Below are 12,353 nucleotides of genomic sequence, written 5' to 3' on the forward strand. Positions count from 1 at the left end.
GCGAGCCAAGATAAAGAAAAATTAGATCACCACCAGACGAAGTCTATCTAAATTTTACGACCTCTTTAACCTTACGTTTCCCATAAGAAAGCACTCTGCGAACAAACGAACGACCTTGGCGAGAATACTGTGAATACACTGGCTTCATCACTTCCAGATAATCTGACAGCTCCCCCGCCGTTTTAGCCTTTAAAAAAGCCTCATGCGACAGGGCCCTCAACTCGGTTCTTAACCGCTGTCGTTTCATCTCATAACGCGGGCTCAACGTTTTGGCTGGGTCTGTTCTCTTGGGTGGTACCCAGCTCCCCTCAGTTTGCGCACAGTGAATTCTATAACCTATCGCTACCTTCCTGTGCCGCAATCCCGCATCCTGAGACTGCACGGCCTTGTCGACGTCCATGTCATCCATCTCTAAACGCCCATCAGTGCGGGCATTTACAATCAACTGCTGGATATCCTGGTTTCTGGTAACCACCACGTTGGTGCCGTAGCTGTCCTTAACATACTCAGGTAGCCAAGCATCGCCAAGTACGACATCGGCTGTTTCGGCAAAGACATCATCGCAAAAGTCACAGGCCTTGTACTTGAATGCACCGGCGCCCCAATCCGCACCAAACAGCTGGTTGGTCGGCAATACCTTCTCGCCGCAGCGTCCTTTAGCGTAAGTACTGTAGCGATTGGCAGGTTGTGACGGGTCTTTGATTCGGAAATCTATGCCCTCAAGCTCCTTCGGAGGTATGCCCATTTGCCAAGCCAAGCTTTCTGCGTAGTGGGCACTTTTCAGATGGCCGCATACCAAGCCTACGCAGTATTGGATACGCTCTGCGAGGATTGCGTCTTGGGCCTGGAGTAAGCGGATGCTTTTTATGAAACACGGCAGTCCAACGATAGCATAACGCCCGGGTTGGCTCCGGACAATTGTAAGTGCTTCCGACAACTCAATCGGGTAGTATCGAGATTTGCCACCCTGTTGGGTTTCTTCCAGAGTTTCGCTAACCTGATACTTGAACGGGATACTGTTCAGGTCTTGGCCGGCTGACTCGGATTTTACGTGTACGACGTAATCCACTAGTCCCTTTGAAAGAAGCTCATTGAGAACCCAAGTGCCCATACCGCCTGAACTGCCACGTTTCCGAAATTCGCCTTCTGCAACATGTCCTGCGAACACGCCGTTGTAATGACCTACTTGACTATTGTGCTTGCAGGTATCCGAGAAAATCTTTTTGGCTATTTCAGCTTCATTTTTAGCACCCGAACCGAACGGGCAGAGTTTTTCATAGTCGATATGCGTTGAAGCAAAGACGTTGGGATCTTTCAGGCTAGATTGATACTGCCCATAGTCGTCCATAACGATTTTGAATGGGCTTTCCTCTGGCACCGCACAGGCACCACACCCTACACAATAGCCGTTAGCGATAACAGTATCGTTAAGTGCTTGATGGCTTTCGTCGATAGTCACTTTGTGGCTAATTTCCTGGAAGTTATAAGTTTGAGCAGACCTAGGGTTTCTATTAACTCATGCCGGGTAGGCTTTATCACTACACAAAGAGCCATGTAAACCACTGCTGCAGCGAAAACAAACACAGCTAAACTTGCTACCGGGCTTTCTATAAAAACAAGCTGGCGAAGTGCATGTAAAGTCGCAATAGTCGCTATGGCGCAGATTAAAGGTGGTACTAATGTCTTAACCAACTCAAGGAACGTAACAGGAAGGAACCTGGAAGTATAATAAAGGAAGCCTGGCAAACGAATAAAAACACCCGAAAGAGCATAAGCCGCTACAACCCCAAACGCTCCCCAGAATGAGCCGATTCCGATAGAAACAATCAGTATAGCTAATGTAATTACTTTCCAGCGCAGCAGCGCTCTGGCGTTTCCTATTGCGACAAGGGAAATAGCCAGGAAACTGGCAATCGGCTCTACTATCGAAAAAACTGCCAACATTCGGAAGATGGGAATGGCATCCTCCCAACCAGGCCCCAGAAACAGAAGGACGATCCAGTCTGCAAGCACTGCCATGGTGAGCGTTACAAACATGGTGCCTAATACTATTTTACCCATGATCGAGGTAATAGTGCTTCGTAACCGTACGGAATCGTTGGCAACCCTAGCCAAGGTTGGTTGTAACACATTCATTACCGGCGGCAGCATCTGACTTGAGGGAATCGACGTGAGCAATTTAGCCCGATTGAAAAGCCCCATCGCCTGTGCGCCACCAATGTAACCTATTGCGAATGGGGTTAAATTTGTCGCCACATATCCGATGAAATTTGCCCCAGTCAAGTTAGCCCCAAATCCTAAAAGGGGCCGCACACCGGAACCACGGCTCAACCTTGAAGGAACCCAGCGGGCACTCAGCCAACGCATGACTGTTTTAGTTGCAAAGGTCGTAATGGGGCTGATCACAAGCGCCCAATACTCAAGGCCACCCAAGGCTGAAGCTATGCCGGCGACTATCCCTGCTGCCATGGAAACAATGTCGATCAAAGAGATAGCTTTGAACCGCATCTGCCTACGCAGCAGGGCGTCGTGCTGGACGGAAAGCCCACCAATGAGGAAGGTCAAACTCATTGCCGCCATCACCAGTGTCAGGCGTGGCTCTCCATAAATTGTGGCAACAAGCGGCGAAACCACGATGCCGAGCAAGCACATGCCAGCGCCCAAGGCACCATTCACCCAGAACAGATTGGACACCTGGGCATGGGTAATCTGGTCGCGCTGGATGGTTGCCATTGAGAGGCCACCTTCCATGAACTGTAGGGCTAATCCTGTAAACACCGTGACCATAGCAATCAGACCGAAGTCTGATGGTTGCAACAGGCGAGCCAGGATGGCGATGGAGCCTAGCTGCAGGATCAGCTTGATACCTTGGGCAGCCAAGGTGATGCCTGCACTTTTTACAGCGCGTTCTTTCATGCCAGTCTTGAGATGATCGGCATTGAAGAGCTGGTCTTTAGGGTTTGGCACTTGTGAGGAGTCGTCGTGAAGTGTTGTGAGTATATGAGCTGAAAAATAATTAAGGCACTTTTGCCGGAAACGCCATTTCGTGAATTCAACGGCATTTTTGCCGCTGGGCCGGCAATATTGCCGTTTCGCTACCCTGCCCTGCCGAGCTTCTGGAAGGTCAAATCGGAAATTTTGCCGAAAATCGCGTTTCACGAAAGCCGCGGCAAAAGTGCCGGAAACGCGATTTCACGTTTTTGATACCGCCTCTAACTGATTGATTTTTCAGAGCATTGGCGATAAGGGAAGGCTGCTGCTTGCTTCAACAAGATGGCGACCTTGTTTCATTTCGGTGGGCTGCAAATACTCTCCAACCCACTGAAATATTTGAAAAGCCATTTACGTGTTAAAGCCAGTCCCTTAGATCCGGCACCTTACTCGATGGCTCGGAGTAGAGGATTTCATTCACACGGATGCCATGCTGATTCTCAAGACGTTCACGCTTAGGCTTTGACAACATCCCATTACTCACAATAAACGCCTTTTCCATGGCAATACCCGGACCTGTATTTTCAAGCGCTTCCTTGAGAAGCTTATATTCATGGCGATGTTTTCGCGTATACGCAAGCTGGGCGAAGGCATGGGCGATATCACTCGCTCCTTTCAGCTCAATCAGCGCCACCACCTTGCTGTTACCCCCTCTGAAGAGGTACATGGCGTCACACTTGGTGTCGTTGTCGGTGAATACGCAACCATCCAGCACCAGGGCTTTCGCTTCTTCACCCGCACGAAGAGTCAGGCGAACCTTCTTGCCCTCCTCTTCCAGCATCAGGTCAGACTGACAAACGGGATACGTATTCCCCATTCGTCTGCATTCGCAGTGGCTGTACGGCGTAGTATCGATCATCCCTGAACGCTCACTTCATGCGGTTCCATTCAATATCACGCATCCGATCATAAACAACGTTGATGGCATTGAAATGCTGCAGCAGTGTATCGTCCACCAGATTGCTCTGCTCATCCATCAAGGAGTGCTTGGTGCTGTTCTTCATTACATAAGCTCGCACATCCTGAGGGGATAATGGAACTAGCGCATCGATCTCCTGGTCGCCGGTAGCCGTTATGCCCAGCTGGTGGCGCTTGAGATGGTTATTTAATGACTCGACGATGAAAGGGCTATGTGTCGTGACGATAAACTGCGTGTTGCTGAAGGTACGCAGCAAGTCGGCCAATACTCGTCGCTGCCACGAAGGATGAAGATGAAGGTCCACCTCATCGATCATCACCACCGCTTCGGCACTCAAAGGATCGTCTAGGTGCGGGTTGGCGAGCCCCATGCGCATGCTTAGGTCGATAACCAGGCCCAGCAGCGTCTTATAGCCGTCACTGAGCTGCATCAGGTCCAGGGTCTCACCCTTTAAAGTGACGGCCAGCCGGAGCGGATTGAGCTCGATATGCGGATTGCTGATATCGGGAAATATCTGGCTGATGGCGCGACGCACGGCATCCAGCTCTTTCAAGGTCACATCGAAGCTGCGCTGGGCTTTCTGCAGGCGGTGCTCTTCGTTTTCCTTGTTGTAGAACCAGATGAACGCGGACTTGAAACTGCTTTGCGATTCGAGCGCACCGTTAAGCGCTTCCATACGGGTGTGCGTCTTGGGAAAGCCCTTGCGACGCAGCGGTACCTGCAGTACCGCTCGGCTGACGCCGTAGTAGGCCACCAGAGGCAGCACGTAGTCTTCACCGGCATTCATCGGGTCGATAACGGTGCGGTCAAGATAGGCTTCCAGCTCCTTGAGGCCTTTGGACGCCGGTGTGGCAGCAGCCGTGGCTCTGCTTTTATCGCGACGCTGGACACGATCCCAAGCTATACCGGAGCGCATTGTTAACGCCACTCGGGTGTAAGGCGCCAGGGTGTTGCCCTGCTGGCGGATATCGCCCGCTTTCTTGAAGGTGATACCCGATACTGAAGGCAGATGGGTGAGCGCCGCCCCCAAACCAATGGCGATGCCATCCAGCACTGATGTCTTGCCGCTACCGTTGTTGCCCAGCAGGGCGGTTAGACGACGCCCAAGCGGTATCTCCAGCTGTTCGCAGGCACGGAAGTTTTCCAGTGTCAGATGATCCAGGTGCATGTCGCTTCCACCGCCCTTCACGCTACGGCCCAGTCTGGGTCCAGGCCGTTGAGTTCATCGCTCTGCATCACACGGTTGTTAAGCAGTTGCACCGTCACCGTCATCGGGCTTACCCCGAAGGTATCGGCGGCACCTTGAATCGCATCGTCCGAGAAATCACCCGCCAACAGCTCTGAAAGCGCTTCTATCGGGCAGAGCAGCTCGACGGCGAAGGCGCGCTGCAACTTCTGCCGGTAGGTATTCTGCGCCGTTGCCAGATGCAGAGGCTCGGGCTCAGCCTGTAAGAGTACATCCCCTAACAGCCGAGCCACTTCGAAACGGCGCCCTGCCTGCCACCGCGAGCGTAACAGCACGCGACTCTTGTCTGATTCGAAGGCCAGTTCATAGGCCAACGCCTTGTTATGGCGTTGTTCCTCGAAAAGCCCGGGCGGTACGGCAAACCATTCCGCGAGCTGGCGATTGCCGATGGCGGCATCCGTGAGTCTTTCCTGGGCTCTCAGGGCGTGGGCCGCTTTCACCCCGTTTCGCCAGGCGGGGAGCTGGTGGTCCACTCGATAGCCCTGCCCTACCCAGCCAAGACGGTTCTGCTTGTCCGATTCGCACCCCTGAGAGCGCGCCCAACCCTTGAGCTGGCTGGCACTCAGCGGGGAACTCCCGGCACCCGCTGCCAGCTCAGCGATCGCCTCGAGCCCTAACCCTTGCGCATCCTGATAAAGCGTCATCACGCGGTCATCAGGGCATTCATCTGGGTCAAAGCCCAGCAGGGCTTCCAGCCGTCGATAGGTCGCCGCCTCGGGATCGGCCCGCTCAGCCAGCAGCTCTTGATACATGTGGGGGAGATCGGCACCAGCCACTGCCTGACTCGACAGCCGTTCGATCACCCGCTCTACGAATGCATCAACGCCTTGTACGAAATGTGCCAAGGGAATGACGGCGTGGTCGGCAGAAAGGTAGCGCAGCGGTTGATGCGCTGACGCGGCACTGGCTTTGGCGCCTATGCGCATCCGCACGCCATCACTGACGAACTCGACATTTGGCCACAACCACCCCCCACCCACATTGGCCATCCGGTGGGCCTCGAGCCAGCCTGGCGCTTGCTTGCCGGCGGGCTGGGGTTCAAAGCATAGCCGCCACCAGTTCCACACCAGCCACTCGGCAAGGGGGTTTGCTGCCAGAACCGCATGGTGGCGAACCTCGCCACTCAGAGAGTCTTCGGCACGAGTGAAGAGCAGCTCGCCTACTGCCAACTCCAGCTCCGCCAGGGTTGCCTGATCAGGTTGATGCGCCTGGGCACTGCCGCTGGTCAGTGAGCTTACCTTGCACCAGCGGGTGGTCATGCGAAAGCTCATGGGGCTCGTTTCTCCCACTCTTCCAGGACGACCGCAGCAAAGGCGGCATCAAGGCTCATTGGATAGCCATGGCACTCACCCAACGTCTGATTCTGAAGCTGGGATTCGTAAACGACACCCTCGCGGACGGACCAGATATTCTGAGGCCAACCGCTGCGAAACTGAACGCTCACCATGCCTCGTAGCACCCCGGCCACCAGCAGTTCCTCGGCCTGTGATTTGAACAGGGGCGCGTCAGCATCACAGAGCGTCTTGTCTGGCCGTGGTTTGGGCTCAGGAAATCCATAGTCAGCAGGATAGCGCTTATGGAACGGGCTGCCTTGATAACGCACACGATCTGCAAGCTGCTGCCGCTCACACTCGGACAGCTGGCTGGCTTCCAGCAACGCCTGCTTCGGCTTGACACGCTGGCGTCGAGAAGGTCGTTTCATGGATCACCTGATCGCCCTGACCTCATCCCGTCGACCGATACCGGCGGCGACACGAAACAGGTCGGTGATGTTGATACGCTGATCCGCCGTGCGGTTCATGAAAATATGGGGACGCTGCAGCTCACTCATATCATGCAGCCTTTCATGGCGGTTGCCCTCGCGGCGGCTATACTGGCTATCTATCCAGCATGATCAAGCCCGACAGGAGCGGGGGTGCCATGCGCCGTGATATTCCCAACGGGCAGCTGATCGAGCCCGATGAGGCGGTGGTGGAGTTTGAACGCCTTCCCCAGGTGGTGAAGCGCCTGTCGGCCCGGGCGCGACGCCATATCGCCAACAGCGTGTCGAAGAACACCATTCGCGGCATGCGGGCCGATCTACGCGTCTATCAGCGTGCGGGGGGCCTGCTGCCGGCGGATGAGTTCGATATCGCCAACTTTATCGCCGATCAGCGCGCCCTGGGCAAGAAGCCCGCGACCTTGGAACGCTATCTCAACTCCCTGCACATGTGGCATCGCTACATGAACCTTCCCTCGCCGGTGAGGAGCATGCCGGTGCGGGCGGTGATGCGCGGCATTCGCCGGGCCGCCGGTACGCGCCAGAAGGAGGCGCCGCCGCTGCTGCTCGAGGACCTGCACCGCCTGCTGGAGCCTATCGATCGCTCCGGCCTGCGCGGCAAGCGCGATAGTGCGCTGTTTGCCCTCTCCTTCCACGGCGCCTTTCGGCGTAGCGAGGTGGTGGCGCTCTACCTGGAGGATATCCAGTGGGAGGCCCGGGGCATCCTGGTGGGCCTGCGGCGCAGCAAGACCAATCAGGAGGGGGCCGAGGAGACCAAGGCGATCCTGCGCGCGCCTGAGGGCTTCCCCTACTGCCCCGTTCGGCTGCTGGAGGCTTGGCTTGCGGCCTCGGGCATCCGGCGCGGGGCGGTGTTTCGCAGCCTCAGCCTGTCCGGGAAGCTGGGGGCCGGGCGGCTGACCGGCTGCGTGGTGGCCCAGCGCCTGGCGCATCACCTGGAGGCGGCCGGCATGGCCGATTGCGGCTTCTCACCGCACAGTTTTCGGGCCGGCTTCATCACCGAGGCGCATCGTCGCGGCAAGGCGGCGGTCGATATCAAACGGGTCAGCGGTCACCGCGACCAGCGCACCTTCGAGCGCTATATTCGGCGTACCGATGCGTTCGAAGGGCACGCCGGCGATTTTTATCCCGGGGTAGAGGAGGCGCTGCCCTGGGTCTATTGGCGTGAGCCGTAACCGCCGCCCCTAGCCCCTCGAACCTCGCCCCTCGAACCTCGCCCCTACTTATACGAGTAGTTGTAGTAGCCATAGCCGTAGCTGGTGGCGGCCTTGCGCTCCATGGCGTTGAGGATGGCACCCTTGGTGGTAACGCCGGCGGTTTCCAGGCGCCGGGTGGCGATCTGGATCTCCTTGATCGGGTTGAGCTGGAAGCGCACCACCATCAGGGTGGTACCGCACTGCTTGGCGACCACGGCGGCGTCGGTGACGGCGAGCACGGGGGGGGTGTCGATGATCACCAGGTCGAAGCGGCGGCTGACTTCCTCCAGGAACTCGCTGAAGCGCTGGCTGGCCAGTAGCTCCGAGGGGTTGGGCGGCGAGCTGCCCCGGGCGATATAGCTCAGGCCCTCCTGGTTGCTGGAACGGATCACGTCCTGCAGCCCGGCCTTGCCGGAGAGCAGCTCGGAGAGCCCACCCTGGCTGCTGCCGCCAAAGGCGTTATGCACATGGCCCTTGCGCATGTCGGCATCCACCACCAGCACCTTCTGGCCAAGCTGGGCGCAGACGGCGGCGAGGTTGATGGAAATGAAGCTCTTGCCGATGCTGGGGCTGGGGCCGGTGATCACCAGGCGGTTGTCGCCGGCTTCCATCATGGCGAAGTGCAGGCTGGTACGCAGGCCGCGCAGGGCCTCGATGGAGGTGTCTGCCGGTGCCTTCTCGGCGAGCACGGCGGTGGCGACCTCCTGGCCGTGGCGGTCATGCTTATGCTTGATGCGCTTGACCAGCTTCTGCTGGGCCTCCGAGAGCGGCACGGTGGCGTAGACGGGCAGGCCGGCCTCCTCGATCTGCTCCGGGGACTCCACGCCGCGGCGCAGCAGGCCACGCACCAGCACGGCGCCGACGCTGAGCATGCCACCGAGCAGGGTGGCCAGCACCACGATCAGCGGCTTTTTGGGCTCGATGGGCCCGGGGCCGACCAGGGCGTCGTCGATGATGCGCACGTTGCCCACGGTGCCGGCCTTGGCCACCTGGAGCTCCTGGATCTTGTTGAGCACGTTGACGTAGATGGCCTGAGTGACCTCCACATCGCGCGTCAGGCGCACCACCTCCTGCTGAGCCGCGGGCAGCTGATTGACCCGCTGGTTAAGCTCGGCACGCTCCTCCTGGAGGAAGCGCTTCTGGCGCATCAGGGCCTGGTAGCTGGGGTGGCTCGGCGTGAAGCGCTGGGCCAGCTCTGCCTCCTGGAACTCCAGCTCGTTGAGCTGGCGCTCGATCTCGATGAACTGCTCGATGGCGGCGCGGGACTCGCTGGAGAGGTCGACGCTGTCCATATCGACCCGATAGGTGTTGAGGCGGTCCTCGGCGGCGGAGAGCTGGCCGCGCAGCTCCGGCGCCTGCTCCTCCAGGAAGGACAGGCTCTGCTCGGCCTGCGCGGACTGGCGCTCCACGTTCTGCAGCAGGAACACCTCGGCCACGGTATCGAGCGCGCGCTTGATCTCCCGGGTGTCGGTGCCGGTCAGCGTCAGGCTCAGCATGCCGGTGCTGGCGTTGCGCCCGCCCCCCACTTCGCTGACGCTGAGGCGCCCGGCCAGGCTGCGCACGGCGGCGGCGCGGCTGCGCTTGACCAGGGTGAATTCGGCACCGGCCGGCGCCGTCAGCTCTGCCACCCGCAGCTGGATGTCGTCGCCCTGGAAGCGCGCCAGCCGCCCGGCCTCGCCCTCACCGAGCACGCGATCGTCGAGCAGCAGCTGAAAACGCCCCTCGCCCCGGGAGCGCAGGGTCAGCGGCTGGCCGCGCAGGGAGTCGGCCACCTCGAAGAGGCCAAGCTCCAGGTGCTCGCCCCCCCACACCGCGGCGCGCCCCGCCATGAACCCGGGGCGCTCGATGCCGCGACGCCGCAGCGCATCGCCGAAGAACGGCAGTGGCGTGGCGGTGACCTGGGTATCCAGCTCGAGGCGATCCACCACCTGGCCCAGCACCATGCGCGAGCGCAGGATCTGCACCTCGGCGGTGGTCCGGCTGTCGGTCTCCTCGCCGAAGATGCTGCCGAGATCCCCCAGGGGGCTGATGGAGGAGCGCCGCTCCACCTGCACCAGCGCATCGGCCTGGTAGACCGGCGTGGCCAGCAGGGCATAGACCACCCCGGCGAAGGCGAACAGGGCGGTGACGGCGATGATCAGCCACTTGTGATCGAGGAGCAGGCCGAAGAGGCGGCCGAGGTCGATTTCGTCGTCGGCGGGCGCCGAGCGCGGTGGAGCAGTGTTGGAAGATTCGGTCATGGATGCGCTATGTCGTGAGTCAAAAGAAAATATGTGCTGGCGCCAGCGCCCAGGATCTGGGCGCCTACAGGCGGGCTACCCAGGCTTGGGTGGCTTCCTTGAGCAGCTCATGCACATGCTCGAACGCTTCACGACTCTTGCGGTAGGGGTCGGGAATCTCGGGCTCGTCGGGGAGCCACTTGCCGAGCAGCATGGTCTTGCCCAGCGCCTGGGGGGCCAGCTCGCCCACGGCGCGGCGCTGGCCGGGGCTCATCACCAGCACGAGATCCGCCTCGCCGACCATCTCGGCGGTGAGCTGGCGGGCCTGGTGCTCGGCGACGTCGAGGCCGTCGGCTTCGGCCAGCGCCCGGGCGGTGGGTTCCACGCCGTGGCCGACCAGGGCGCCGAGGCCGGCGGAGCCGAGCCGCCTGCCGGGCAGGGCCTCCCGCAGCATGGCTTCGGCCACGGGGCTGCGGCAGATATTGCCGGTGCAGACGACGAGAATGCGCTGGAACATGGCTTAGAGGTCCCTGGCGTCGGAGATGCTCTCCGCGGTGGCGCCGGGCAGGCGAATCGACGGCAGCAGCAGGCTGATCACGCGGTTCCAGCGCGCCAGCGGCGCGGTGGTCACATAGACCACGTCCTGGGGCTGCAGCGGGAAGTGGCTGCCCATGGTAAAGGCGGTGGCGTTGCGGATATCGAGCTGGTAGACGGTGGCGAGCTTGTCGCTGTCCGCCGCCTGGCCGCGGATCACAAAGATGCCGGAGGGCTGGGCGGTGGTCTCATTGATGCCGCCGGCGCGGGCCAGGGCATCGGTCAGCGAGAGGCGCTCGTTGCCCAGGGCGATATTGCCGGGCGTGCGCACCTGGCCCATCACCGCCACGGCCTGGTTCTCGGCGCTGGCCACATGGAGCACGTCGCCATCCTGGAGCAGCCGGTTCTGGGTCTGGTCGCCCTGGCGCAGCAGGGCATAGAGCGAGAGGCGCTGCTCCTCGCCGTTGCGGGTCAGGATCACCTCGTGCCAGTCGGCGTCGTCGCGGGCACCCCCCACCTGGCCGAGGGCGTCGGTGACGGTCATCGGCACGCTGGTGATCGGCAGGGTGCCGGGGGTCTCCACCGCGCCGCTGACGTGCACCCGCTGGGAGCGGAAGTCGGCGATGCCCACGTCGACCTGGGGCTCGAAGACATAGTCGGCCAGGCGGGTGCTGACCAACTCACGCACCTCGTCGAGGGTCTTGCCGGCGACCTGCACCCGGCCGATGAAGGGGTAGAAGATGGTGCCGTCGTTGCGCACCTGGTTGCCGGCCTCCGCCGCGCTGCGCTCGGCCCCGGCGGGGATGGTCAGCTCCGGGTGGTCATAGACGATGATGCTGAGCACGTCGCCGGGGCCGATGCGGTAGGTCCAGGCATCGAGCTCGGCGCGCAGGGACTCGGGCATGGGGGCCGCGCGGCTGACGGTGTTGCGGTAGGTAGCCACGAGCCCGGGGGTGATCGGCTCGATGTCCACCAGGTCATCCAGCGGGGCGGTCTCGGTGCGGTAGTCCATATGGCCGCCGGGGGCCAGGGCGCAGCCGGAGAGCCAGGCGGCGCCGGCCAGGGCCAGGGCGAGACGAAGGAAGGACGGGTGGCGCATGGGGATAGAGGAACCTGTAGAGAAAGAGCCTGAGCAGGATACCACCTTCAGGCACGCTACCGCCCCAGGGTGACAAAGGCACATCCCTGAGGCCGGCAAGATGCCCGCTGCCAGGCGGCAGACAAGGCAGTGTCAGTATTCAGCGGGCTGCCCTCCTGGCGCCCACACCACGGTAGCTGATTGAAAACCCTGGATGTTACAGCAGGATGATCATGAAAATATGGCGGACGGATACTAGCATGCTAAACCGAATGGTAACCACACCAATTCGCCAGCTTGGCGGGATTGTCAGTGATTTCCTACAAGACTCATCTCTCAGCTGAAAACATGCGTCGACTCGTTACACATACACTACCAATGTCATCCCTCAGG

General features: G+C 60.0%; 11 protein-coding genes. 1 reads left to right on the forward strand and 10 read right to left on the reverse strand.

Annotated elements, in window-relative coordinates; genetic code table 11:
* Nucleotides 1-43 precede the first annotated feature (43 nt).
* From ACRYRV_RS00090 to ACRYRV_RS00120, 7 genes are all read right to left on the reverse strand, one after another.
* Entirely contained in the window at nucleotides 44-1,459 is a 1,416-nt protein-coding gene (locus ACRYRV_RS00090; RefSeq protein WP_445005941.1) for a Coenzyme F420 hydrogenase/dehydrogenase, beta subunit C-terminal domain, read from the reverse strand.
* Entirely contained in the window at nucleotides 1,456-3,159 is a 1,704-nt protein-coding gene (locus tag ACRYRV_RS00095) for a lipopolysaccharide biosynthesis protein (protein WP_445005942.1), read from the reverse strand. The genes ACRYRV_RS00090 and ACRYRV_RS00095 overlap by 4 nt, the downstream gene beginning before the upstream one ends.
* A 190-nt stretch (nucleotides 3,160-3,349) precedes the next feature.
* Nucleotides 3,350-3,850: a hypothetical protein gene (locus tag ACRYRV_RS00100; protein WP_444988963.1), complete on the reverse strand. Its 501-nt coding sequence runs from the start codon at nucleotides 3,848-3,850 to the stop codon at nucleotides 3,350-3,352.
* Between the two features lie 10 nt (nucleotides 3,851-3,860).
* Nucleotides 3,861-5,078 carry an AAA family ATPase gene (locus ACRYRV_RS00105; RefSeq protein ID WP_444988965.1) on the reverse strand — a complete coding sequence of 406 codons (1,218 nt, stop codon included), beginning with the start codon at nucleotides 5,076-5,078 and terminating at the stop codon, nucleotides 3,861-3,863.
* 17 nt (nucleotides 5,079-5,095) lie between these two features.
* A complete protein-coding gene (locus tag ACRYRV_RS00110; RefSeq protein ID WP_444988967.1) occupies nucleotides 5,096-6,415 on the reverse strand; it encodes an ImmA/IrrE family metallo-endopeptidase in 1,320 nt (439 codons plus the stop codon).
* 8 nt (nucleotides 6,416-6,423) lie between these two features.
* The gene (locus ACRYRV_RS00115; RefSeq protein WP_444988969.1) at nucleotides 6,424-6,858 is read right to left on the reverse strand and encodes a hypothetical protein; all 435 of its coding nucleotides are present in this window, start codon (nucleotides 6,856-6,858) and stop codon (nucleotides 6,424-6,426) included.
* Nucleotides 6,859-6,861: 3 nt separating this feature from the next.
* Nucleotides 6,862-6,987: a hypothetical protein gene (locus tag ACRYRV_RS00120; RefSeq protein ID WP_444988971.1), complete on the reverse strand. Its 126-nt coding sequence runs from the start codon at nucleotides 6,985-6,987 to the stop codon at nucleotides 6,862-6,864.
* An 89-nt stretch (nucleotides 6,988-7,076) separates the two neighbouring features.
* Between ACRYRV_RS00120 and ACRYRV_RS00125 the strand changes: the two genes are divergently transcribed.
* Nucleotides 7,077-8,108 (forward strand): site-specific integrase, encoded by a 1,032-nt coding sequence (locus ACRYRV_RS00125; protein WP_444988973.1) that lies wholly within the window; start codon nucleotides 7,077-7,079, stop codon nucleotides 8,106-8,108.
* A gap of 44 nt (nucleotides 8,109-8,152) precedes the next feature.
* On the opposite strand, the gene ACRYRV_RS00130 is transcribed toward ACRYRV_RS00125, so the two are convergent.
* From ACRYRV_RS00130 to ACRYRV_RS00140, 3 genes are all read right to left on the reverse strand, one after another.
* On the reverse strand, nucleotides 8,153-10,369 hold the full coding sequence (locus ACRYRV_RS00130; RefSeq protein WP_444988975.1) for a polysaccharide biosynthesis tyrosine autokinase: 2,217 nt from the start codon (nucleotides 10,367-10,369) through the stop codon (nucleotides 8,153-8,155).
* Between the two features lie 64 nt (nucleotides 10,370-10,433).
* Nucleotides 10,434-10,865, reverse strand: coding sequence for a low molecular weight protein-tyrosine-phosphatase (locus ACRYRV_RS00135; protein WP_444988977.1), 432 nt, complete (start codon nucleotides 10,863-10,865; stop codon nucleotides 10,434-10,436).
* Nucleotides 10,866-10,868: 3 nt separating this feature from the next.
* A complete protein-coding gene (locus ACRYRV_RS00140; protein WP_444988979.1) occupies nucleotides 10,869-11,981 on the reverse strand; it encodes a polysaccharide export protein in 1,113 nt (370 codons plus the stop codon).
* Nucleotides 11,982-12,353 lie beyond the last annotated feature (372 nt).

This window comes from Halomonas mongoliensis, assembly GCF_052496345.1.

What these genes read in the sequence shown, in the direction of transcription:
- ACRYRV_RS00100 (WP_444988963.1), bottom strand. Translation starts at nt 3,850, where the DNA reads ATGATCGATACTACGCCGTACAGCCACTGCGAATGCAGACGAATGGGG.
- ACRYRV_RS00105 (WP_444988965.1), bottom strand. Translation starts at nt 5,078, where the DNA reads ATGCACCTGGATCATCTGACACTGGAAAACTTCCGTGCCTGCGAACAG.
- ACRYRV_RS00110 (WP_444988967.1), bottom strand. Translation starts at nt 6,415, where the DNA reads ATGACCACCCGCTGGTGCAAGGTAAGCTCACTGACCAGCGGCAGTGCC.
- ACRYRV_RS00115 (WP_444988969.1), bottom strand. Translation starts at nt 6,858, where the DNA reads ATGAAACGACCTTCTCGACGCCAGCGTGTCAAGCCGAAGCAGGCGTTG.
- ACRYRV_RS00120 (WP_444988971.1), bottom strand. Translation starts at nt 6,987, where the DNA reads ATGAGTGAGCTGCAGCGTCCCCATATTTTCATGAACCGCACGGCGGAT.
- ACRYRV_RS00125 (WP_444988973.1), top strand. Translation starts at nt 7,077, where the DNA reads ATGCGCCGTGATATTCCCAACGGGCAGCTGATCGAGCCCGATGAGGCG.
- ACRYRV_RS00130 (WP_444988975.1), bottom strand. Translation starts at nt 10,369, where the DNA reads ATGACCGAATCTTCCAACACTGCTCCACCGCGCTCGGCGCCCGCCGAC.
- ACRYRV_RS00135 (WP_444988977.1), bottom strand. Translation starts at nt 10,865, where the DNA reads ATGTTCCAGCGCATTCTCGTCGTCTGCACCGGCAATATCTGCCGCAGC.
- ACRYRV_RS00140 (WP_444988979.1), bottom strand. Translation starts at nt 11,981, where the DNA reads ATGCGCCACCCGTCCTTCCTTCGTCTCGCCCTGGCCCTGGCCGGCGCC.